Genomic DNA, 20,866 nt, shown 5'->3' with positions numbered 1-20,866 from the left:
ATATTTCTGGACAGTTGCCTACGCTGAAAGCTTTGCTGTAGTTCGCAGGCATCAGCACGGCCGGCATCGTTAGCATCGCGTAGTACGGGGTGCCCTGTATTGAGAGCGTGATCATCGCAACGGACAAGGTTGCGCGGGGCCGCGGATTGATTTCCATACTTGAATTCAACACCAGCCAGTCAGGATAAAACCATGACCGATATTGAACACCTTCATCAATTGATTCTGAACCTTGCAGCGCGTCTGCAAGCAACCGAGGCGATAGCCAATGCGGCGATCTCGATGGTTTGCGCCATAGATGAAAAGAAGGGTGGCGCCCGGGAAAAGTTCCTCAAGGAAACCTTTCCGCTTCTTCTGCTGAATGCCGCTAATGCGCCGTCTCAAGCGACCAAGCCGGAACTGGACCAATGGCTGCGCCAGCGTGAGCAGGACTTCCTCAACGAGGATTTGAGCAAGATCACAGCCCAGATTGAGCAACTGCGTGGGCAAACGAAAGCTACTGTCAATTAGAGCGTATCTCGAAAAGTGTGAAGCGGCTTTCGGACAAGATGCGCTTTAAAATAAACAAAGTGTCGATCTGAATCGATCAAATCGAAACGCGCCCTAACCCATTCGCCAGTCGCATGGAACTTCCACCATCGTCTGTATGCGATGAAAACAATCAAGTGTCCCTGGCATTCATTACAGGGGCGCATCAAAACAATATTTTCACAAAGGCATTTCTATGAACTATCGTTATTCGTTCTTCTCCGCCGCCGCATTCTTGGCTCTCACGGCAACAGCTTCCGCAGCGCCGTTACCCGGAGGCGCCAGCACCCTCACAGAAACCTATCAGGACTGGTCCATCTCCTGCCAGGCGCAGAAAGAGAGCACAAACTGCATCATGAACCAGATGCAGAACTCCTCCCAGACTGGCCAGCGTGTCCTGACGGTCGAACTGCGCAATGTCGCTGGCGGCAAGGTTGAAGGCGTGCTTTTGATGCCGTTTGGATTGAATCTGGCGAAGGGCGCCACATTGAAGATCGACGAGGGAGAAGCACCGGCGCTCACCTTCTCGACCTGCCTGCCGCAGGGTTGTCTGGCGCCACTTTCTTTCGATGCCAAGCAAGTCGGTAAGCTCAAGACGGCAGCTAATCTCAATATCACTGCCACCGCACTTGAACCCAGCCAGCCAGTCGCTTTCAAGGTCTCGCTCAAAGGTTTTGGAAGCGCTCTTGATCGCATTGCCGCTCTGACGAAATAAGCCGGGTTCAAAAATTCCTCTCTAGTTTCGCGCGTCGATCTGCTTCAAGCATATCGGCGTGCGAAGCAGAGCCGTTCCACATATTCTGAGTGTGACACCGGTAGAAACAGCAGCAAGGACGCGGGTTCAAAGATCAACCGAACGGGCATTTTGCCATATCTGTCGACCGTCAACGTTAGCCAGATCGCTTCAGAACCGAACTCATTTGAAAGTTCATACAATTCATTCTGCTCGGAAAGCGGTAGAAGAGCCAGTCCCAAAACGGCTTAGCGGTCATCTTGGGCTTGGAAGGCAATGATCAGTCTTTAAAAGCGTTATATTCGCTCAGTTCCATGAGGCGGTAGAAATCGCCCAGCGTTTTGCCGCGTTCGGCCCGGAAGAGGCGGCCTGCGTCGCTGGCCTCAACGATACGGTCGGTCCGGAATGTGCGGAAAGCATTGCGCAATTCGCACCAGCCGATAACCGTCCAGACCTTACCCCAGAACCACAGACCAAGCGGGCGAATATCACGCTCGCTTTCGCGCGATTCCAGATCTCGATAGCGGATATTGAGTACATTGCCCTGATCGACGGCGCGTTCCACCGCGTCGATGATGCGGCGTTCGTCCATGCTGATGCGGGCAGTTGGCGCATGTATCTGGGTGCTCGTGATGCGCGCGCGTTCTTCCTTGGGCAGAACAGCTTCGATCTTCACCAGAGCCTCTTCTGCACCACGCGCCATGGAAACGCCGCCCCAGGCGCGGATGAGGCGCGCCCCGGCAACCAGAGCGACGATTTCATCGCGCGTGAACATAAGCGGCGGGAGTTCGAAGCCCTGCCGCAGAATATAGCCGACACCGGCTTCGCCATCGATGGGGACGCCAGTCGACTGCAGATCGGAAATATCGCGATAGATGGTGCGTTCGGAGACTTCCAGCCGCTCGGCCAGCTGGCGCGCGGTGACGAGCCTGCCACCGCGCAGGTGCTGAACAATCTGGAAAAGGCGGTCTGCACGGCGCATTCCGTTCTATTCTCCGTTGCAGTATTTGGTGTTACGCTGTTCCAGATAGCGATCCGGCCAGCCCAGATCCTTGCGCAGGTCTTTCGGCAGTCCGTCGATCACACGCTCGGTGCGAATGAAACGACGGCGTTCATCATGCCTGCGCCTGTATTCCTTCAAAACTGCGATCAATGGTGCGATTGCGAGTGCCATGGTGAAATCTCCCTCATCCTTGGATACGCAGTATCGCACACCCCTCCTGACAGCTTTCTGTCAGGAGCAAATCCTTATTTCATTATCTTCCTAATATAGCGAAGCCGCAACATCATGCCTTATAGCGTGGTGCTGCTGTATAGCTGAGGGGCAGGCGTCCACCATCCGCATAGATGGTCTGGCCTGTTACATAGCTCGCATCCCGCGATGCCAGAAACGACGCTATCGAAGCAATTTCAGAGGCTTGGCCTATGCGACCGAGTGGTGTTCTTGATAAAATCCTGTTGCGGGCATCGGCGTCTGTGTTTACGGCGGAAAGCATGTCGGTCTCGATGGAGCCGGGGCCGATGGCATTGACGCGAATCCCCCAACGGGCGAGCGCTACTGCCATGGTACGTGTCAGCTGGTTCAATCCGCCCTTGGAAACGGAATAGGCAAGCTGTTCCGGTAGACCGAAGATTGCGTTGACAGATGACATGTTGATGATCGTGCCTGGATCACCGCCCGATTCGACTCGCTCCACCATGCGTTTTGCCACGGCCTGTCCGCACAGAAACGCGCCTTTGAGATTGACACGCATGACACGGTCAAAATCCTCTTCCTTGAGGTCAAGGAAATCCGCCTGATGCACGATACCCGCGTTGTTGACGAGAATATCAACCTCACCCAGATTGGTGATGGTGAAGGTCAGGAGATTGTGGACATCGAGCTTATCCCCCACATCCGCCGCCATATGGCGAACCGGGCCGAATTGCTCCAGATCCTTGGCTGCGCGCATGGCGGCGGCGTTGTCGATATCGGACAGGACTACGCTTGCGCCATCCATCAGGAAGCGCTTTGCTATGGCATAGCCAATACCGCGGGCAGCGCCGGTGACAATTGCCACCTTGCCTTCTAATTGCATGATCGATCTCCAATTTGCATGGAGAGTGGACCGGCGGAAACCGCCGGTCAATAGTCGGGACGGTTAAGATCAGGCGAAGGCGAGACCGGTGTGACGCTCGCGCAGAACGGTGCTGATTTCGTCCAGAATAGCCGGATCGTCAATTGTGGCCGGCATCTTCCATTCTTCGCCGTCGGCAATCTTCTGAATGGTTGACCGTAGAATCTTGCCGGACCGCGTCTTGGGCAGACGCTTTACGGTCAGCGCCAGCCGGAAGGCTGCAACGGGTCCGATGACGTCACGCACCATGCTGACGCATTCCTTCTCGACCTCTTGCGGATCGCGGTCGATGTTGGATTTCAGCACGAGGAAGCCGCAAGGCACCTGACCTTTAACCGGGTCGGAAATACCAAGCACCGCACATTCGGCAACATCGGGATGGCTGGAGAGTACCTCCTCCATCGCCCCGGTCGACAGGCGATGGCCAGCGACATTGATGATGTCGTCAGTGCGGCTCATGATGTAGAGATAGCCATCTACATCCATGTAGCCGGCATCGGCGGTTTTATAGTAGCCGGGGAACTCGTTCAGATAGGCTTTGCGGAAACGCTCATCGGCGTTCCAGAGTGTTGGCAGGCAACCGGGCGGCAGGGGCAGCTTGATGAGAACATTCCCGAGCTGGCCGCGCTCGACCTCGTGGCCTTCATCGTCCAGCACGCGGATATCGTAACCCGGAAGACAGACAGCGGGTGAGCCGTATTTGGTTTCGAGAAGACCGAGGCCGAGCGGATTGGCGACCATCGGCCAGCCGCTTTCCGTCTGCCACCAGTGATCGATCACCGGGCAGCCCAGCAGATTTTCTGCCCAGTGGATCGTGTCGGGATCGGCGCGTTCGCCAGCGAGATAAAGGGCGCGGAACTTTGAAAGGTCGTAGTGACGTACGAAATTGCCGTCCGCGTCGTCTTTCTTGATTGCACGCAGCGCCGTTGGTGCGGTGAACATCACTTCAACGCCATGTTCGGCGATGATGCGCCAGTAGGTGCCAGCATCGGGTGTGCCGATAGGCTTGCCTTCGAACAGGATGCTGGTCGCGCCATGGATCAACGGGGCATAAACGATGTAGGAATGGCCAACCACCCAACCCACATCGGATGCGGCCCACCATACTTGTCCCGGTTCCACGCCGAAGACATTCTTCATGGACCAGTCAAGCGCCACCATGTGTCCGCCATTGTCGCGCACGACGCCTTTCGGCTCGCCGGTCGTGCCGGATGTGTAGAGTACGTAAAGCGGGTCGGTAGCATCAACCGGCGTGCAGGGAACATGACGACCGCGCGCGGCATCAACGGCCTCGCGATAGTCGATGTCACGTCCTGCTACCGGTTCGTGCCGGTGCTGCTCGCGCTGCAATATGATGCAATGATCGACTTTGTGCTGCGCAAGTGAAATCGCCTTATCGAGCATGGCCTGATAGGGCACGATACGGGTAGGCTCGATACCGCAGGAACCGGCGATGATCATCACTGGCTTGGCGTCGTCAATACGGGTTGCGAGTTCAGTGGCGGCAAATCCGCCGAAGACGACGGAATGGACGGCACCGATACGGGCCGATGCCAGCATGGCGACAGCCGCTTCGGGAACCATCGGCATATAGATCAGAACGCGGTTGCCTTTCGATACACCATTGTCGAGCATGACGGCGGACAGCGCTTCCACTTCTTCCAGCAGTTCGCGATAAGTGAATTTGCGCACCTTGCCGGTGACAGGGCTTTCATAGATGAGCGCAACCTGTTCACCGCGCCCTTTGGCGACATGGCGGTCGAGCGCATTATAGCAGGTGTTGCACTGCGCACCCTTGAACCAACGTCCATAGACACCTTCGTCGCCCGCAAAAACCTGGTCCCATGGCTTGAACCAGTCGATTGCCTGCGCCGCTTCAGCCCAGAAGCGTTCAGGATCGGCCTGCCATGCGGCATAGGTTTCGGCATATTTTGAAGTCATGCTCTTCCTCCCAGAAGCACGCGCAACGCCACCCGTCGGGCGGTTGTCGCTTCCTGATTAGTCTGCTGATGAAAGCGCAAGATCGACCTGTTTTGGTCTATCTCCTCCATGCGCTTTTCATCACCTCCGCATGCAGTTTACGCCGCCCGGCGGCGGCTCGTCCATGAAACTTAAGATGAAGATGGAACCTTGTCGGTAAAAGGGTTGTGTCTGTTGCACGCATCTTGCAGCGACGGCCTGTCTGCGTCACAAGGAGGCAGAGAGGTGATTTGTGACCAAAATCCTACCTGTGCTGCTTGTTCTTCTGATGGGACTGCACATCATCAAACCGCTTGGCCTGCCGGGCCTGAAGCAGCGCGGCGATTTCTGGAAGATCGCAGCGTTCGCAATATTTGCCATGGCACTGGCAGTCGGATTCCATCTCCGTGATGTTTGATTAAATTTAATAGCTAATAATTTCGACCCGATTTTGGGGAATTGTTGCGCCCGCTTTTATTTGTCATAGCACCAGTTAGTGAGACTGCATTTAGAGCGGGGATTATGAAATGCGTTTTGTCGGCAACGTTATCTGGTTTGTATTCGGTGGCGCTATACTGGCGCTGGTCTGGCTTATGGGGGCGGTTGTTTTTGCAATCTCCATTGTCGGACTGCCACTTACACGTGCTGCGCTTGAGATGGCCAAGATGTCAGCTTTTCCATTTGGAAAGACCGTAGTTCATGTACGGGAGTTGGATGGTAAGGAACTTTCCGCCACGACTGCTGCAACAGGCACTATTGGCTTTATCTTTAATATTCTTTGGGCATTTACGTTCGGCATTACCCTTTTCTTTGGCTACATCATTGCGGGCATTTTCAATTGCCTGACGATCATTGGTATTCCATTCGGTCTTCAGGCATTTAAACTGGCTGCCATCTCTTTATGGCCAGTTGGTCGCCGCGTTGTCAGTCTCGAATTGGCGGATGCGGCGAGGAATCGTAATGCATTGAAACAGCTAGATGCAATTCGCGGAACTTGATTCCGACAACAAAGGCCCGGTTGTAAACCGGGCTCTTTGCTATTCAGTAGTAAATCAGGCTGCTTTCTCTAGATCTTTTTTCCAGCCGCCGGTGGCAGCCAGACCGTTCATCTTTGCTCGATGGGCAAAAGCCCGCTGACCGGCAGCGATGTTTTCATCCTTACCGCCCCAGGCGTCCAGCGCTGCCGCCTGCAGGGCACGGCCATAGGAGAAAGTCATTTTCCACGGCATGTCGAAGCTCGCATTCATCGCAGAAAGGTGGGCGGTCGCTTCCTCACCGGTCTGACCGCCGGAAAGGAAAGCAATACCGGGCACTGCTGCCGGAACCGTGTTGCGGAAACAGCGGACAGTTTTCTCCGCCACTTCCTCGACGGAAGCCTTGCGTGCCTTTTTGCCGTCGATGATCATATTCGGCTTCAGGATCATGCCTTCCAGCCGAACGCGAGCATCGTAAAGTTCCGTAAACACCGTCTTGAGAACCCATTCCGTCACGTCATAACAACGGTCGATGGTGTGATCGCCCGGCTGGCCGTCCATCAATACTTCCGGCTCAACGATAGGGACGATGTTTGCTTCCTGGCAAAGCGCTGCATAGCGGGCGAGCGCTCGTGCATTCTGTTTCACCGCCCCCCAGCTGGGCAGGCCATCGGAAATTGAGATCACTGCGCGCCATTTGGCGAAACGGGCGCCAAGTGCGTAATATTCATTGAGCCGTTCGCGCAGACCGTCCAGCCCCTCTGTGATCGTTTCACCTTCGAAGCCCGCTAGCGGCTTCGCACCCGCATCGACCTTGATGCCCGGAATCGACCCCGCCCTTCGGATGATTTCGACAAGCGGTGTACCGTCCTTGGCCTTCTGTCTTATGGTTTCGTCATAGAGAATGACGCCCGAAATATAGTTCTTCATCGCTTCGTCCGAGCGGAACAGCATCTCGCGATAGTCGCGGCGCGTGTCTTCCGTCGATGCGAGATGGATTGTGTCAAAGCGCTTCTTGATGGTGCCCGAACTTTCGTCGGCAGCGAGAATGCCTTTTCCTGCCGCCACCAGTGCAATCGCAATATCCTCAAGACGTTCAGTCATATGCAATGCTCCTTCTATCAAAGCGATGAGGGAGTGTTGGTTAAAACTATGAAGAGCGCAAGTCATTGAAACGTTTGAAAGATTTTTCAAACGGTTTAGATGAGACAAGTTATCTTACGAGCGGTCAGATTGGTTATCTCAGGTTTTTCCCGAAACTCGTTTTGATATCCGCCTCTCAACCCCCATGTAAGAAACCAGTGAGAAAAACCTCGCCTGTTTTCCATTGTCCAGATTTGAGGAGGAGATATGCGACGCGCCGTTTTGAGCCTGCCGTTTGTTCTGGCAGCATCAATGGTTGCCCTGCCGGTGCTGGATGTTTCGGCTGAGAGTATCAATGCCGGTGGCAGGAAGGCCGAAGCACGTGCTCCGTTTACTGCAACGTCGGTTGCCGAATTCGATACGCCCTGGGCTATCGCCTTTCTGCCCGATGGCAGACTTTTATTGACGGAGAAGGGCGGCAAGATTTTCATCGTCACGCAATCGGGTGACAAAACTGCTGTCGATGGTGTGCCGGAAGTGGCATTCAGTGGCCAGAACGGCCTGCTCGATATTGCGCCTGCCCCGGATTTCGAAAAGGGTAAGGCAGTCTACTTCTCCTATAACGAACCGGCGAAGAACGGCAGCAGTGTCGTTCTGGTGCGCGCTATGCTGGATGAAGGTGACGGCAAAGCAGCGCTACAGGACAAGACCACGATCTGGAAACAGGATGCGGCGGCTCGCGGCGGACAGCCGGGCGGCATTATTGCATTTGCGCCGGACGGCAAACATCTGTTCCTTTCCGTCGGCGACCGCATGTTGCCTGCAACCGCGCAGGACGATGAGGCTCCCATGGGGAAAATTCTCCGCATGAATCTCGATGGTTCCGTGCCGAAGGATAATCCGCACGCGGATGCGGGAGGTGTACGGGCATTGACCTGGTCAACCGGCCATCGCAACCCGTACGGACTGGCCTTCGGCCCCGATGGAAAGCTCTGGGAGCACGAGATGGGCCCGCGTGGCGGTGACGAGTTCAATCTCATCAAGCCCGGTCTTAATTATGGCTGGCCTGTTGTTTCCAATGGCGACAATTATAGCGGCAGACCGATCCCGCGCCATAGCACACGTCCGGAATTCGAGCCGCCATTGGTGTACTGGACGCCGGTTATCGCTCCGGCCGGGCTTGCCTTTTACGAGGGAGACATGTTCCCCGAATGGCGCGGTTCGGCTTTGATCGGAGGGCTTTCGGTCATGTCGCTGGTGCGTGTCGTGATCGACAAGGATGGCAAGGCGGACGAAGCCGAGCGCTTTGAAATGGAAAACCGTATCCGCGATGTGGCTGTCGGTCCCGACGGGGCCATCTGGCTGATCGAGGATGACAATCCGGGACGTCTCCTGAAGTTGACCCCCAAAGCATGAAGAAAAGCCCCGGATTTCCGGGGCTTTATTTGTTCTCATACATTCTTCCGTGCAAACCGCTTCACGCTTTTGCTGGAAATGCTCTACTTCTTCAGCACATCAACGCCGGGGAGGGGCTTGCCTTCCATCCATTCGAGGAAGGCGCCGCCTGCGGTCGAGATATAGGTGAAGTCGTCGGCCACGCCAGCATGATTGAGGGCTGCGACCGTATCGCCGCCGCCGCCGACCGAAACCAGCTTGCCAGCCTTGGTGCGGGCGGCGACGTGTTTTGCGGTCTTGACCGTCGCGGTGTCGAACGGACGCAGTTCGAACGCACCGAGCGGACCGTTCCAGACAAGCGTGGCCGCATCATCGATGGCCGAGGCGATCAGATCGGTCGAGAGTGCTCCGGCATCGAGAATCATGCCGTCGCTTGGAACTGCATCGACTCCATAGGTCTTGTTCGGCGTGTCGGCTGCAAAGTGCCAGCCCACGACAGCATCGACCGGAAGGATGATCGCGCATTTGGTGGTTTCGGCCTTGGCCATGATTTCGCGGGCGGTGTGGGCCAGCTCATGCTCGCAGAGCGATTTGCCGACATCGTGTCCCTGTGCTGCCAGGAAAGTATTGGCCATGCCGCCGCCGATAACGAGCGCATCAACCTTTTCGATCAGGTTGGACAAGAGGTCGAGCTTGGTCGAAACCTTTGCGCCACCGACGATGGCGACAACCGGACGAGCCGGATTGCCAAGGCCCTTTTCCAGCGCTTCAAGCTCGGCCTGCATGCCGCGACCCGCATAGGCGGGCAGGACGTGTGCGAGGCCTTCGGTCGAAGCATGGGCGCGGTGGGCAGCCGAAAACGCGTCGTTCACATAAAGATCGCCATTGGCTGCCAGAGCCGCGACGAATTCCGGATCGTTCTTTTCCTCGCCCTTGTGGAAACGGGTGTTTTCCAGAAGCAGGACATCGCCGTCCTTCAGTGCATCAACGGCGGCCTTGGCGTGCTCGCCGATGCAGTCTTCGGCAAAATGGACACCGTGTCCAAGCACCTTGGAGAGCGGCTTCACGACATGCTTCAGCGAATTTTCGTCCGAAGCAACGCCCTTGGGGCGACCGAAATGAGCGAGCAGAATTACCTTTGCGCCTTTCCTGGAAAGCTCGGCAATGGTTGGAACGATACGCTCGATACGGGTCAGGTCGGTGACTTCGCCATTTGCCATCGGCACGTTGAGGTCAACGCGGACCAGTACGCGCTTGGACTTGACGTCGGCATCGTCGAGAGTGCGGAAACTCATGATCTTTCTCCCAGAACTGTCTTTCGGGTGCCGGTGGAGCAGGAGAGCTCAAACAGGCAGGCGCCGGAAAAGGGTTGGATAATCGGTGACAAGCCCGTCCTCGTCGACGGGCAATTCGGCGGTGAAGGTGCGGTCGGCAGCCTCGTAGCGATAGCGCCGCCCTTCCTCAAGGCAGGTATAACGCTGCTGGTCGCGCAGCGGACGGAAACTGTCGAACGGCACGTAAAGCATGTCGAGCTGAACGGTGCCGCTTTCCGGTGTGAGGCCAAGGCGGCGGATGGGCAGCGTGTTGGTGAAGGGCGTTCCTGCCAGATCGATATCGATGCAGCCATCGAACTCGGGCAATGCATCGCCAGCCATCGTGCTCCAGCGACCGTCGCCGTCGGAAACAAGCTCCAGCCGGTGCCCGGCTGTAGTTTCGATCAGGAAATGGAGGACATGCCAGACGCTGTTGCAGTCGATGCTGTAGCGCACGCCGTAGGGATTGTCTCCGCGGTCGCCAATCACCACGCTTTCAGCACGGATCGTGCGGCCGGCGGGGCCGATATTGAGATGTTCGAGCCCTTCTCCTTCCAGCGGACGCCAGCGCGCAACGGTGGGGAGAAGGGCGCGAAACATGGTCGGAGGCTTAGATCAGCTTGCCAAAGGCGACAGCGGTATCGCCCATGCGGCTGGAGAAGCCCCACTCATTGTCGTACCACGACAGGATGCGCACCATGGTGCCTTCCATGACCTTGGTCTGGTCCGTGTGGAAGACCGAGGAATGGGAGTCGTGGTTGAAGTCGTGCGAGACGAGTGGCTCATCTGTGTAGCCGAGGATACCCTTGAGGCGGCCATTGGCGGCTTCACGGATCGCGTTGTTGACTTCATCGACGGTCGTTGCGCGCTTGGCGATGAAGGTCAGGTCGACGACCGAGACGTTCGGGGTCGGAACGCGGATGGCAACGCCGTCGAGCTTGCCCTTCAGTTCCGGCAGAACGAGGCCGACAGCCTTGGCTGCGCCCGTCGAGGTTGGGATCATCGAAAGAGCTGCTGCGCGCGCGCGGTAGAGATCCTTATGCATGGTGTCCAGCGTCGGCTGGTCGCCCGTGTAGGAGTGGATCGTGGTCATGAAGCCCTTTTCGATGCCGATAGCATCGTTGAGAACCTGAGCCACCGGTGCAAGGCAGTTGGTGGTGCACGAAGCGTTCGAAATGACCAGATGGTCCTTGGTCAGCTTGTCATGGTTGACGCCATAGACGACAGTCAGGTCCGCGCCGTCGGCAGGAGCCGAAACGATGACGCGCTTTGCACCAGCTTCAAGATGAAGTGCTGCCTTGTCGCGCGAGGTGAAGATGCCGGTGCATTCCAGAGCGATGTCGACGCCTTCTTCCTTCCACGGCAGTTCAGCCGGGTTGCGAACGGCATGAACCTTGATCGGGCCGTAGCCGACGTCGATGGTGTCGCCTGCAACCTTAACTTCCTTGGGGAAACGGCCATGAACGCTGTCATAACGCAGAAGATGTGCGTTGGTTTCGACCGGGCCGAGGTCGTTGATAGCCACGACCTGAATATCGGTGCGGCCCGACTCGACGATGGCGCGAAGGATGTTGCGGCCGATGCGGCCAAAACCGTTAATTGCGACGCGAACTGCCATTTTCTCTTAATCTCCCGATAGGGTACTGCACATGCAGTGCTTCAAAACTCCGTCGGAACGGACAAATCGAACAGGATTCGTCCGGCCGGACTGGAATGGAAACTCAAACGCCGGCGTTTTTACGACGCCGGCGTTCTTAAAATCATGCGGCGTTGAGCTTCTTCTCCGCAGCTTCGGCGGCATGTTCTGCCGTGATGCCGAAATGCTTGTAAAGATCGTTGATCTCGCCCGAAGCGCCGAAGCCCTTCATGCCGATGAATATGCCGTTCTCGCCGATGAAGCGTTCCCAGCCGAGTGAGATTGCCGCTTCGATCGCCACCTTGACCGGCGCATTGCCGATGGTCGCGGTCTTGTAGGCATCGCTCTGCTGTTCGAAAAGCTCGAAGCAAGGAACCGAAACGACACGGGTGGCAATGCCTTTGCTTTCCAGCAGGTCGCGGGCCTTGAGTGCGATTTCCACTTCCGAACCGGTCGCGAAGATCGTCACCTTGGCATCCTTGCTTGCCGCAGCAAGTTCATAGGCGCCGAAAGCCGAAAGGTTTTCGTCGCGATGCTCGGTACGAACCGTTGGCAGGTTCTGGCGAGTGAGAGCCATCGTCGATGGCGTCTTCTTCGATTGCAGGGCAATCTGCCAGCATTCAGCCGCTTCGACAGCGTCGGCAGGACGGAACACATTATGGTTCGGAATGGCGCGCAAGGCGGCAAGCTGTTCTACCGGCTGGTGGGTCGGGCCGTCTTCACCAAGACCGATGGAGTCATGCGTCATCACGTAAACGACGCGGATGCCCATCAGCGAGGAAAGGCGCATGGCCGGACGGCAATAATCCGAGAAGGTCAGGAAGGTGCCGCCGTAAGGGATCAGCCCGCCATGCAGCGTCATGCCGTTCATGGCTGCTGCCATGCCGTGCTCACGGATACCGTAATGGACGTAACGCTGGCCGTAGTCTTCCGGCGTTATGGCCTTGGTCTGGCTCGTCTTGGTGTTGTTCGAACCGGTGAGATCGGCGGAGCCGCCGATGGTTTCCGGCACGACACCATTGATGACTTCCAGTGCCATTTCCGAAGACTTGCGGGTTGCGACCTTCGGCTTGTCTGCGGACAGCTTCTTCTTGTATTCGATGATGGTTGCATCGAAGTTGGAAGGCAGGTCGCCACGCATCCGGCGCTCGAATTCAGCGCGGGTGTCCGCGTCGACGGCAGCAAAGCGCTTTTCCCATTCCTGACGCTTCCTGGCGGCATTCAGACCGGCAACGCGCCAGCCGTCCAGCACTTCTGCCGGAACGACGAAGGGTTCAGCACTCCAGCCGAGCGCCTTGCGGGTTGCAGCGATTTCTTCAGCACCGAGCGGCGAGCCATGCACCTTGTTGGTGCCAGCCTTGTTTGGTGCGCCGAAGCCGATGGTCGTCTTGCAGGCGATGAGCGTCGGCTTGTCGGAAACCTTGGCCAGTTCGATTGCCTTGGCAATCGCATCCTGATCGTGACCATCAACAGCCATGGTGTTCCAGCCGGAAGCGGCAAAACGGGCTGGCTGATTGGTATTGTCGGAAAGCGTGACCGGGCCGTCGATCGAGATGTTGTTGTCATCCCAGAACACGATCAGCTTGTTCAGCTTCAGATGACCGGCAAGCGCGATGGCTTCCTGGCTGATGCCTTCCATGAGGCAGCCGTCACCGGCAATCACATAGGTGTAATGGTTGACGAGGCTGTCGCCGAACTGTGCATTGAGGATACGTTCGGAAAGTGCCATGCCGACGGCATTGGCGATGCCCTGTCCGAGCGGGCCGGTCGTCGTCTCGATACCGGCGGCGTGACCATATTCCGGATGGCCTGCGGTGCGCGAACCGAGCTGACGGAAATTCTTGATCTCGTCGATGGTGATGTCTTCGTAGCCCGAAAGATAGAGCAGCGAATAGAGCAGCATCGAGCCGTGGCCTGCGGAGAGCACGAAACGGTCGCGATCCGGCCAGTGCGGGTTCTGCGGGTCGTGCGAGAGAAAACGGGTATAAAGCGTCGTCGCTATATCGGCTGCACCCATCGGCAGGCCGGGATGGCCCGAATTGGCTTTCTCTACCGCGTCCATAGAGAGGAAGCGGATCGCGTTGGCCATCTGGTTTTGTTTGTCGGAATTGGTCATGGTCTCAGCCGTCTTTCCTTGGGAGGGGTTAACGGGGTTGCGGCGATGCCTTTTGCCTGAGCACGATCCGTGTCCAAAACGGCTTCATGCGTTTCGGGATCACGCTCCAGAAGGCATCGGGACACATAGCACCTGCGTATAAGGAGTCAATAAACCGATGACTTTTGGGCAATAAACTGTCCGCGACTAATCGATTGAGTTGTGTGGAAAGCTGTAGAACAATCACCGAAAAGCCGTTTTTGCACCGATAACGGTGCATGAACGTTTAGATGTGCCCCTCATTTGTTGCTTATCGGGCGGGTGATTATTACAATCTTTTCAAAGATGCCCGTCCCGCAGGCGCGATTCGATCCCCATAAGTTGGCCCGCGAATTGGCATTGGAAAGGATATGGATGGCACCCGAAACGACCCTCAGGCAAGTCTTGGAACGGCTGGAAAAGGCACTCAATACGCTTGAACAAGCGGTCGATCTGCGGCTGGACAAAGAAGGCGACTTCGCCGAGGCCGAGGAGGAGGTGCAGCGTATGAATGCGGATCGCAGCCGTCTCGCCCAGGAACTCGATCAGTCGGAAGCGCGCGCCGAGCGGCTGGAAGCTGCTAATCGCGAGGTTTCACGCCGCCTTGTGACTGCGATGGAGACAATCCGCGCCGTTCTGGACCGATAGGAGGCTACCATAGCGACCGTAACCGTTACCATTGATGGCAAGGCCTACCGCATGGCCTGCGACGAAGGACAGGAAGAACATCTGTCCGGGCTTGCCGACCGTTTCGATCAATATGTCACGCATCTCAAAACGTCCTTCGGGGAGATAGGCGATCTGCGCCTGACCGTCATGGCCGGGATCATGGTGATGGACGAGATGGCCGAGATGCAGAAACGTATCAACGGTCTGGAAAGCGAAGTTGAAACGCTGCGCCGTGCACGTGATGAAGCGCTTGGTCGCGCTGATAGCAACGATGCTGCCTTGACAGGCATGCTGTCGGATGTGGCGTCGCGCATCGAGCAGGTGGCTTCGCGCATTGCGCCACGGAACAGCTGAACTTCGTCCAGATTTTTCTGAAAAGTTTTCCTGTTAAGCCGGTGTAAGCCACTGGCGTTCCCATCGGGCAGGTACTATATTGGGCCTTGGCGAACTGCGCTTCCCGACAGGTGTAACAGCATCCCCGGGGCCTTATTGATCTCTAAGGGAGCTGTCCCTGTGAAGGCTTGCGGGCTTTCGCATATGGCGCCCACCTACTTTGTAGGTTCCCGGGATCAATCACTACCATCGGTCGTCGTGGTCGCCGCTTTCTTTTCCTCTGGCTGTCGCAGGATAGCTATGAGCTTGATCTAACGGACAATTTGTTCGTAAACATGCGCAATGCTCCAACGATTTGCGCATCTTGATGAAATCTCCTGAAACAGCATCGCCCGATTCATCGGAAAGACTGGCCGTCGCGGTACCCATCGCATTCGTCTACGGCCTTCTGCTTTATGTCATGATCTGGTCGGGCCAATATGCGGATGCGATGCCCGTCATTGCGGGCCTGATGCTGTTACCGATGGCTGTTGCCAGCCTTGCTTCGAGCCTTTCCGACCCGCGTGCGCAAAAAAGCCTGTGGCGGCATGTCCGTATGGGATGGGCTATCATCGCCGGGCTTGTCGTTACCAGCATGGTCTTTTTCCATGAAGCAGGAATTTGCGTGGCCATGGCTGCTCCGTTTTTCATGGTGTTCTCGGCGCTCGGTTCGACGGTGACCTTGTGGATCATCCGGCAATTTCGTTCGCGTCGCACCACGACGCTGGTGATTGCGCTGCCGCTGCTCGTTCTGCCAGCCGAACTTCAGATGTCCTACACCCCGCATGATGGCGCTGTAACCACGGTGATCGAGATCGTAGCGCCTCCGGAAGTCGTCTGGCAGCAGACGGTTGAAATCCGCAATGTGCGCCCGGACGAACTGTCGTGGACATTCAGCCATGGCGTTCTTGGCGTGCCGCAGCCCGTGGGTGCAAGGCTGAACGGTACTGGTGTTGGAGCGGTACGCGACTTGCAGTGGACGCACGGCGTCAATTTTCAGGAAATCGTCACGCAATGGGAAGAAAATCGGCTTCTGGCGTGGGATTTCCGCTTCGGCCCTGGCTCCATACCGCCCGAGGTGGAAGCGCATATCAAGGTCGACAGCACCTATCTGAAGCTTGCGCAGGGTGATTATCGTCTTGAGCCTCTCACGAATGGTCACACACGTCTCACGCTGACGACCCATTATCAGATCGCCACGCCGATCGATTTTTACTGTGACCTGTGGGGCAAACTGTTCCTCAATGACTTCCACGGCGTTGTTTTGAAGGTCATTCGTGACCGCTCGGAGAAGATCGCGTATGGCGCGGGCGGGATCACTTGACGGATTGGCTCTTTGCGGTTCCACTGCATGGTGAAAGACGGCAGCAGGGAGTGGCTTGGAATGGCAGCAACGGAGCGCAGCCCCGGTCTGGAAAAGCAGGAGCTTAGACGCAAGGTTCTGGCGGTCCGTGATGCGCTTGATCCGCGTTTTCATTACGAGGCTTCGCTGGCGGCAGCCAAAAAAGGTGAAGCTGCAATTGACGTTCCCAAAGGCACCTTGATTGCTGGTTATTGGCCGATCCGTTCCGAAATCGACCCACGCCCATTATTATCGGCGCTTCGCGCCAAGGGTGCCCGGCTTTGCCTCCCCGTTGTTCTGGACAAGGAAACGATTGCCTTTCGTGAATATCTGCCTGATGCCAGATTGCGTCAGACTGGTTTCGGCACGATGGGGCCGGGAGCAGATGCGCCGATTGTCGATCCTGCGATCCTGTTGATGCCGCTTGCAGGCTTTGATCAACGTGGGCATCGACTTGGCTATGGTGCAGGACACTACGACCGCGCGCTGGCGCGGTTCACCGAACGCGGTCTGCAGCCGCTTTTGATCGGCATGGCTTTCGACTGCCAGGAAGTCGAGCATGTGCCAAATGAGCCGCATGATATCGCGCTCAACCAGATCCTGACCGAGAGCGGCTTGCGCCCGGTTGGAACCGAGCTGCCGCTCTAGATTTTGTTTTCATGTATGTCTCCCAAAACCGGTTCGCGCTTTTGGGAGACATACATTAGTTTTTTCTTCTGCATTTATGCGAGGTCAGGCAATTCCGCCTGACTGCAAAATGCCCTGATCTGCTTGCGTTCGCTTGGCGCAAGTTTATAAGGCATTCTCATGAGATTGCTTTTTCTTGGTGATATGGTGGGCCGGTCGGGCCGCACCGCAGTATATGAAAAACTGCCGGGGCTGATTTCCGATCTGAAGCTGGACTTCGTAATCGTCAACGGCGAGAACGCCGCAGGCGGTTTTGGCATTACGGAAGAGATTTTCCACGATACCATCCGTGCTGGCGCCGACGTTGTCACGACCGGCAACCACGTGTGGGATCAGCGCGAGGCGCTGGATTTTTCCAAGCGCGAAGACCGCTTTCTGCGCCCGGCAAACTTCCCGAAAGGCACAGCCGGAAAAGGTGAGGGGCTTTATATCGCCAAAAATGGCGCCCGCGTTCTCGTGTCAAACGTCATGGGCCGGGTGTTCATGCATCCCGATCTCGATGATCCGTTCATCGCCGCCGAGAAAATTCTGGAAGCCTGCCCGCTTGGCGAGCAGGCCGATGCCGTCTTCTTCGATTTCCATGCTGAAGCGACGAGCGAAAAGCAGTGTTTCGGTCATTTTGTCGATGGTCGCGCCAGCGCTGTTGTCGGGACTCACACGCATGTCCCGACCGCCGACTGCCAGATATTGCGCAATGGCACAGCCTATATGTCTGATGCAGGCATGTGCGGTGATTATGATTCCTCACTGGGCATGGATAAGGAGGAACCACTCAACCGCTTCCTGTCGAAAGTGCCCAAAGGACGGTTCGAAGCGGCGAATGGTCCGGCTACCGTCTGCGGTGTGGGCATAGAGATTTCGGATCGCACGGGGCTTGCAGAAAAGGCCGCTCCCTTGCGCATCGGTGCGCATCTGGAGGAAACCATTCCGGCATTCTGGCGATAACGTCTTATTTTAGCTTGAAGTATGATGTTATCTATAACTAGGCCGCTATTTTAATCTGGCAGCTTTCTGCCAGTTGAATGGATTTTCCAGACTACTATCTCCTTGCAACGAGTTTTTTTGCAAGGGGACGCAACTCAATGGATTTTTTTGCCGAGTATCTGGGATTTCTTTCGACCCCCGCCGGCTGGGCCGCGCTGGTTACGCTGGTGACGATGGAAGTCGTCCTCGGTATCGACAATCTGATCTTCATCTCGATCCTTACCAACAAGCTGCCCGCCTCGCAGCAGGCGCGCGCCCGCCGCATCGGCATTGGCGCGGCGCTCATCCTGCGCCTGGCGCTTCTTTTCACGATCTCGATCATCGTCCAGCTCAAGGATCCGATCTTCGAGGCGTTCGGCCATGGCTTCTCCTGGCGTGACATCATCCTGATTGCCGGTGGCCTGTTTCTTGTCTGGAAGGCGACCAAGGAAATTCACCACACGGTCGATCCCGATGATGGCAAGGAGAACATCGGCGGCAAGGTGGCCCAGCTCACCATGGGTGCCGCCATCGTGCAGATCCTGATCCTTGATCTGGTTTTCTCGGTCGATTCGATCATCACCGCCGTCGGCATGACCGACGAGATCGCCATTATGGTCATTGCCGTGGTCGCAGCCGTTACTGTCATGCTGCTTGCAGCCGATCCGCTTTCGCGGTTCATCGCGGCGAACCCAACCATCGTCATGCTGGCGCTGGGCTTCCTGCTGATGATCGGCATGACGCTGATTGCCGATGGTTTCGGCTTCCACGTGCCGAAGGGCTATATCTACGCTGCTATGGGCTTCTCAGCGCTGGTCGAAGCGCTCAACATGCTGGCGCGGCGAAAGCGCAAAAGCCAACAGTAAAAGCCAGATACAACAAGGCCACCCGTCTCATCCTGAGGCGGGTGGCCTTGTTATTTTAACGCCGTGAAACTGGTCTGTTGTGGCAATTCTCGTGCAGAGGTTCGACCATTCGCAACGCTCGCAGGCTTTGCGTAACGTGCCTTCTGCAAAAGCGCCGCGCATTACGGCAAGCCGCTCTGCGTCGAGCCCGAGACGGTTCTGCGTGGAAAGCGTCTGGCCGAGAAGTTCGCCTACGGCCTCCAATGCCAGCCGGTCGCGCTCGCGAACACTCGCTTCGTAACAATGGCAATCGCCCCCGCAGAGCAGGGGCGCACAAATGTCGTCAGGGCCATCGACCAGAAAAATCTCTTCACCTTTGCTGAGCCGCCCGGCAATCCTGTCGTAGTTTTCGACGAAAGCCGGGCTGTAGCCTTTGCCGACATAAGTCAGCATGCACAGGAGATGATGGCCGCGCAGGCGTACTGTCACCTGGCAGATCAGGCCTTGCCGTCGCGGGCGATGGCCTTGAGGATCGCAGCGCCGAGAGCCGACTTGATGAGGGCGCCGACGAGGAACGGCGTCACGCCGAAGGCAACGGCCTTTTCAACGCCAATGATGCTGGACAGCCAGGCTGCGCCAAGAGCAAGGCAGACCACATTGGCGGCAAGGAACGAAACGAAGGCGAGGCCGACGCGGTTACCGTTCCAGCCGCGTTCGGCCAGATAGCCGGTCAGCGCCGCGATGATCGGGAAGGAAACGAGATAGCCTGCGGTCGGGCCTGCGAAATGCGGAAGACCACCAGCGCCGCCTGCAAGGACCGGAAGTCCGAGCATGGCTTCGCCGAGCCAGGCCAGAACCGTGGCCATGCCAAGACGCCAGCCATAAAGCGCGCCGATCAGCGGAACGATCAGGGTCTGCAGTGTGATCGGGACCGGAATCATCGGAACTTCGATCTGCGACGAGACGGCGAGAACCAGCGTGCCAAGCGCAACGGCTGCAAGGCGCATTGCAGGGGAACGGGATTCCAGATTGAGCGGGCTGAAGGATGGGCGCGTCTGGGTGATGGTCGTCATGGCTTCCTCAAATTATAGATAAAATTGAGATTCGATCTATATCTTCTTAAAGCTCCTGACGATAAACGCAAGAGGCGGAACAGGCAGCATGGCGTGTTGCTGTGGGAGTCGCGCAGAGACCCGGTCGTGCAGATGAAAATCTGTGCGAATAATCCGTCACTACAGCCTGGAATGGGGACGCCGAAAATAAGATGCTTATCTGTGCAATCGCCTGATCAGCCGACAATCGCAAACGAATCGCGCGTCTTGCCCGATGCGGTCTTGACCGGACGGTGCCCGATCCATTGCACATGCCGGGCGAGGATAGTGACTGCGCTCTCGACATCGTTCTGGCGCAGCGCCCGCAATATGGCACGATGGTCGTGGTCGGTGCGGGTTTCCCACTCCGACCGCCAGGTGGCGAAGAGAAACCGGGCGCTGGCAGCGTGAAGATCATCGATAGCCGCAAGCAGGCGCGGCATCTTGCACGGTTCGAGGATGAGCCGGTGGAAACGGCGGTTGGCGTCTTCCCAGCTTCTGACATCGCGTGACTTGTCGCCTTCCAGCGTGGCCTGCTCTGCGGCATCGAGCGTTGCCTGCGTGATATGGGGCGCGGCATGGCGTAGCGCCAGGACTTCCAGAGCGGTCCGCATTTCCGCCACTTCCCTGATTTCGCCGATGTCGAACGATGCAACCCGAACGCCACGCCGAGGCTCGGAAACAGCAAGTCCCTGAGCCTCCAGTCGCCGGAATGCTTCGCGCACCGGCACATGGCTGGTTTCGAACTCTTCGGCAATGTGATCCTGTCGCAGTTTCGTGCCGGGCTCGATCTCACCGGCGATGATGCGGTCGGCGAGAATGCGGCTGATACGGGCTGCGATGGTTTCGCTGGGGGTGTTCTGGGCGGGCTGAATCATGAATTTATAGATAATCCGCTTTGCCTGACGGGTCGAGCAATATTGCTTTTGTTGACAGAGATTCGGGGGACAGCGGCGCTTTTGCTGGACGAATGGGCCTGAATTCCTTATAACGCCGCCATTCTGCACGGAAAGCACTGTGGCCCA

Annotated in this window: 23 protein-coding genes and 1 other RNA gene; 12 read left to right on the top strand and 12 right to left on the bottom strand. The window is 57.0% G+C overall.

The annotated features are described in order from the left end of the window. Positions 1 to 192 precede the first annotated feature (192 nt). Both AC1RHM_RS20265 and AC1RHM_RS20260 read left to right on the top strand, forming a co-directional pair. Positions 193 to 510 (top strand): hypothetical protein, encoded by a 318-nt coding sequence (locus AC1RHM_RS20265; protein WP_010661413.1) that lies wholly within the window; start codon positions 193 to 195, stop codon positions 508 to 510. 214 nt (positions 511 to 724) lie between these two features. Continuing rightward, positions 725 to 1,243, top strand: a complete 519-nt coding sequence (locus AC1RHM_RS20260) for an invasion associated locus B family protein (RefSeq protein ID WP_010661412.1) — start codon at positions 725 to 727, stop codon at positions 1,241 to 1,243. A gap of 298 nt (positions 1,244 to 1,541) precedes the next feature. On the opposite strand, the gene AC1RHM_RS20255 is transcribed toward AC1RHM_RS20260, so the two are convergent. From AC1RHM_RS20255 to AC1RHM_RS20240, 4 genes are all read right to left on the bottom strand, one after another. Further along, positions 1,542 to 2,243 carry a helix-turn-helix transcriptional regulator gene (locus AC1RHM_RS20255; RefSeq protein WP_010661411.1) on the bottom strand — a complete coding sequence of 234 codons (702 nt, stop codon included), beginning with the start codon at positions 2,241 to 2,243 and terminating at the stop codon, positions 1,542 to 1,544. Between the two features lie 6 nt (positions 2,244 to 2,249). Next, on the bottom strand, positions 2,250 to 2,435 hold the full coding sequence (locus AC1RHM_RS20250) for a hypothetical protein (protein WP_012091315.1): 186 nt from the start codon (positions 2,433 to 2,435) through the stop codon (positions 2,250 to 2,252). A gap of 112 nt (positions 2,436 to 2,547) precedes the next feature. Continuing rightward, the gene (locus AC1RHM_RS20245) at positions 2,548 to 3,339 is read right to left on the bottom strand and encodes an SDR family NAD(P)-dependent oxidoreductase (protein ID WP_010661409.1); all 792 of its coding nucleotides are present in this window, start codon (positions 3,337 to 3,339) and stop codon (positions 2,548 to 2,550) included. Between the two features lie 69 nt (positions 3,340 to 3,408). Continuing rightward, entirely contained in the window at positions 3,409 to 5,319 is a 1,911-nt protein-coding gene (locus AC1RHM_RS20240) for a propionyl-CoA synthetase (protein WP_010661408.1), read from the bottom strand. A 271-nt stretch (positions 5,320 to 5,590) separates the two neighbouring features. Between AC1RHM_RS20240 and AC1RHM_RS20235 the strand changes: the two genes are divergently transcribed. Both AC1RHM_RS20235 and AC1RHM_RS20230 read left to right on the top strand, forming a co-directional pair. Beyond that, a complete protein-coding gene (locus AC1RHM_RS20235) occupies positions 5,591 to 5,755 on the top strand; it encodes a hypothetical protein (protein ID WP_010661407.1) in 165 nt (54 codons plus the stop codon). Between the two features lie 109 nt (positions 5,756 to 5,864). Continuing rightward, positions 5,865 to 6,335 carry a YccF domain-containing protein gene (locus AC1RHM_RS20230; protein ID WP_010661406.1) on the top strand — a complete coding sequence of 157 codons (471 nt, stop codon included), beginning with the start codon at positions 5,865 to 5,867 and terminating at the stop codon, positions 6,333 to 6,335. A 54-nt stretch (positions 6,336 to 6,389) separates the two neighbouring features. Here the strand turns inward: AC1RHM_RS20230 and AC1RHM_RS20225 are convergent, their stop codons facing one another. Continuing rightward, the gene (locus AC1RHM_RS20225) at positions 6,390 to 7,415 is read right to left on the bottom strand and encodes a class I fructose-bisphosphate aldolase (protein WP_010661405.1); all 1,026 of its coding nucleotides are present in this window, start codon (positions 7,413 to 7,415) and stop codon (positions 6,390 to 6,392) included. Positions 7,416 to 7,661: 246 nt separating this feature from the next. On the opposite strand from AC1RHM_RS20225, the gene AC1RHM_RS20220 reads away from it, so the two are divergent. Further along, entirely contained in the window at positions 7,662 to 8,810 is a 1,149-nt protein-coding gene (locus AC1RHM_RS20220) for a PQQ-dependent sugar dehydrogenase (RefSeq protein WP_010661404.1), read from the top strand. 83 nt (positions 8,811 to 8,893) lie between these two features. Here the strand turns inward: AC1RHM_RS20220 and AC1RHM_RS20215 are convergent, their stop codons facing one another. The 4 genes from AC1RHM_RS20215 to tkt form a co-directional block, all read right to left on the bottom strand. After that, positions 8,894 to 10,084 (bottom strand): phosphoglycerate kinase, encoded by a 1,191-nt coding sequence (locus AC1RHM_RS20215; RefSeq protein ID WP_010661403.1) that lies wholly within the window; start codon positions 10,082 to 10,084, stop codon positions 8,894 to 8,896. Between the two features lie 48 nt (positions 10,085 to 10,132). Continuing rightward, a complete protein-coding gene (locus AC1RHM_RS20210; RefSeq protein ID WP_010661402.1) occupies positions 10,133 to 10,702 on the bottom strand; it encodes a putative glycolipid-binding domain-containing protein in 570 nt (189 codons plus the stop codon). Positions 10,703 to 10,712: 10 nt separating this feature from the next. After that, positions 10,713 to 11,720, bottom strand: coding sequence for a type I glyceraldehyde-3-phosphate dehydrogenase (gene gap / locus AC1RHM_RS20205; RefSeq protein WP_010661401.1), 1,008 nt, complete (start codon positions 11,718 to 11,720; stop codon positions 10,713 to 10,715). 142 nt (positions 11,721 to 11,862) lie between these two features. Then, positions 11,863 to 13,854: a transketolase gene (tkt, locus tag AC1RHM_RS20200; protein ID WP_010661400.1), complete on the bottom strand. Its 1,992-nt coding sequence runs from the start codon at positions 13,852 to 13,854 to the stop codon at positions 11,863 to 11,865. 393 nt (positions 13,855 to 14,247) lie between these two features. Here tkt and AC1RHM_RS20195 point away from each other — a divergent pair, with 393 nt between their 5' ends. From AC1RHM_RS20195 to AC1RHM_RS20165, 7 genes are all read left to right on the top strand, one after another. Then, on the top strand, positions 14,248 to 14,520 hold the full coding sequence (locus AC1RHM_RS20195; protein ID WP_010661399.1) for a DUF4164 domain-containing protein: 273 nt from the start codon (positions 14,248 to 14,250) through the stop codon (positions 14,518 to 14,520). A 9-nt stretch (positions 14,521 to 14,529) separates the two neighbouring features. After that, positions 14,530 to 14,895 carry a cell division protein ZapA gene (locus AC1RHM_RS20190; protein ID WP_029376275.1) on the top strand — a complete coding sequence of 122 codons (366 nt, stop codon included), beginning with the start codon at positions 14,530 to 14,532 and terminating at the stop codon, positions 14,893 to 14,895. An 88-nt stretch (positions 14,896 to 14,983) separates the two neighbouring features. Continuing rightward, positions 14,984 to 15,142, top strand: a non-coding RNA gene (ssrS, locus tag AC1RHM_RS20185) — 6S RNA. A 99-nt stretch (positions 15,143 to 15,241) separates the two neighbouring features. Next, entirely contained in the window at positions 15,242 to 16,237 is a 996-nt protein-coding gene (locus tag AC1RHM_RS20180; protein ID WP_010661397.1) for an SRPBCC family protein, read from the top strand. Positions 16,238 to 16,297: 60 nt separating this feature from the next. After that, on the top strand, positions 16,298 to 16,903 hold the full coding sequence (locus AC1RHM_RS20175) for a 5-formyltetrahydrofolate cyclo-ligase (protein ID WP_010661396.1): 606 nt from the start codon (positions 16,298 to 16,300) through the stop codon (positions 16,901 to 16,903). A gap of 159 nt (positions 16,904 to 17,062) precedes the next feature. Next, positions 17,063 to 17,887: a TIGR00282 family metallophosphoesterase gene (locus AC1RHM_RS20170; protein WP_010661395.1), complete on the top strand. Its 825-nt coding sequence runs from the start codon at positions 17,063 to 17,065 to the stop codon at positions 17,885 to 17,887. A gap of 137 nt (positions 17,888 to 18,024) precedes the next feature. Next, positions 18,025 to 18,771, top strand: coding sequence for a TerC family protein (locus AC1RHM_RS20165; protein WP_010661394.1), 747 nt, complete (start codon positions 18,025 to 18,027; stop codon positions 18,769 to 18,771). 27 nt (positions 18,772 to 18,798) lie between these two features. Here AC1RHM_RS20165 and AC1RHM_RS20160 read toward each other — a convergent pair whose 3' ends face one another. The 3 genes from AC1RHM_RS20160 to AC1RHM_RS20150 form a co-directional block, all read right to left on the bottom strand. Further along, positions 18,799 to 19,239 (bottom strand): DUF1284 domain-containing protein, encoded by a 441-nt coding sequence (locus AC1RHM_RS20160; protein ID WP_010661393.1) that lies wholly within the window; start codon positions 19,237 to 19,239, stop codon positions 18,799 to 18,801. An 8-nt stretch (positions 19,240 to 19,247) separates the two neighbouring features. Further along, entirely contained in the window at positions 19,248 to 19,823 is a 576-nt protein-coding gene (locus tag AC1RHM_RS20155; protein WP_010661392.1) for a biotin transporter BioY, read from the bottom strand. A 215-nt stretch (positions 19,824 to 20,038) separates the two neighbouring features. Then, a complete protein-coding gene (locus tag AC1RHM_RS20150) occupies positions 20,039 to 20,719 on the bottom strand; it encodes a GntR family transcriptional regulator (RefSeq protein ID WP_010661391.1) in 681 nt (226 codons plus the stop codon). Between the last annotated feature and the right edge of the window lie 147 nt (positions 20,720 to 20,866).

The sequence above is a fragment of the Brucella sp. GW823-FHT04E01 genome (genome assembly GCF_058796175.1).
The sequence above is the reverse complement of the archived record's forward strand: the minus strand, read 5'-3'. Positions and strand labels throughout refer to the sequence as shown.

Excerpts from the sequence above, each read along its gene's own strand:
- AC1RHM_RS20175 (WP_010661396.1), top strand. The coding sequence starts at position 16,298 with ATGGCAGCAACGGAGCGCAGCCCCGGTCTGGAAAAGCAGGAGCTTAGA.
- AC1RHM_RS20195 (WP_010661399.1), top strand. The coding sequence starts at position 14,248 with ATGGCACCCGAAACGACCCTCAGGCAAGTCTTGGAACGGCTGGAAAAG.
- AC1RHM_RS20240 (WP_010661408.1), bottom strand. The coding sequence starts at position 5,319 with ATGACTTCAAAATATGCCGAAACCTATGCCGCATGGCAGGCCGATCCT.
- AC1RHM_RS20180 (WP_010661397.1), top strand. The coding sequence starts at position 15,242 with ATGAAATCTCCTGAAACAGCATCGCCCGATTCATCGGAAAGACTGGCC.
- gap (WP_010661401.1), bottom strand. The coding sequence starts at position 11,720 with ATGGCAGTTCGCGTCGCAATTAACGGTTTTGGCCGCATCGGCCGCAAC.
- AC1RHM_RS20225 (WP_010661405.1), bottom strand. The coding sequence starts at position 7,415 with ATGACTGAACGTCTTGAGGATATTGCGATTGCACTGGTGGCGGCAGGA.
- AC1RHM_RS20215 (WP_010661403.1), bottom strand. The coding sequence starts at position 10,084 with ATGAGTTTCCGCACTCTCGACGATGCCGACGTCAAGTCCAAGCGCGTA.
- AC1RHM_RS20210 (WP_010661402.1), bottom strand. The coding sequence starts at position 10,702 with ATGTTTCGCGCCCTTCTCCCCACCGTTGCGCGCTGGCGTCCGCTGGAA.
- AC1RHM_RS20220 (WP_010661404.1), top strand. The coding sequence starts at position 7,662 with ATGCGACGCGCCGTTTTGAGCCTGCCGTTTGTTCTGGCAGCATCAATG.
- AC1RHM_RS20150 (WP_010661391.1), bottom strand. The coding sequence starts at position 20,719 with ATGATTCAGCCCGCCCAGAACACCCCCAGCGAAACCATCGCAGCCCGT.
- AC1RHM_RS20170 (WP_010661395.1), top strand. The coding sequence starts at position 17,063 with ATGAGATTGCTTTTTCTTGGTGATATGGTGGGCCGGTCGGGCCGCACC.
- AC1RHM_RS20250 (WP_012091315.1), bottom strand. The coding sequence starts at position 2,435 with ATGGCACTCGCAATCGCACCATTGATCGCAGTTTTGAAGGAATACAGG.
- AC1RHM_RS20255 (WP_010661411.1), bottom strand. The coding sequence starts at position 2,243 with ATGCGCCGTGCAGACCGCCTTTTCCAGATTGTTCAGCACCTGCGCGGT.
- tkt (WP_010661400.1), bottom strand. The coding sequence starts at position 13,854 with ATGACCAATTCCGACAAACAAAACCAGATGGCCAACGCGATCCGCTTC.
- AC1RHM_RS20265 (WP_010661413.1), top strand. The coding sequence starts at position 193 with ATGACCGATATTGAACACCTTCATCAATTGATTCTGAACCTTGCAGCG.
- AC1RHM_RS20260 (WP_010661412.1), top strand. The coding sequence starts at position 725 with ATGAACTATCGTTATTCGTTCTTCTCCGCCGCCGCATTCTTGGCTCTC.
- AC1RHM_RS20230 (WP_010661406.1), top strand. The coding sequence starts at position 5,865 with ATGCGTTTTGTCGGCAACGTTATCTGGTTTGTATTCGGTGGCGCTATA.
- AC1RHM_RS20245 (WP_010661409.1), bottom strand. The coding sequence starts at position 3,339 with ATGCAATTAGAAGGCAAGGTGGCAATTGTCACCGGCGCTGCCCGCGGT.
- AC1RHM_RS20155 (WP_010661392.1), bottom strand. The coding sequence starts at position 19,823 with ATGACGACCATCACCCAGACGCGCCCATCCTTCAGCCCGCTCAATCTG.
- AC1RHM_RS20165 (WP_010661394.1), top strand. The coding sequence starts at position 18,025 with ATGGATTTTTTTGCCGAGTATCTGGGATTTCTTTCGACCCCCGCCGGC.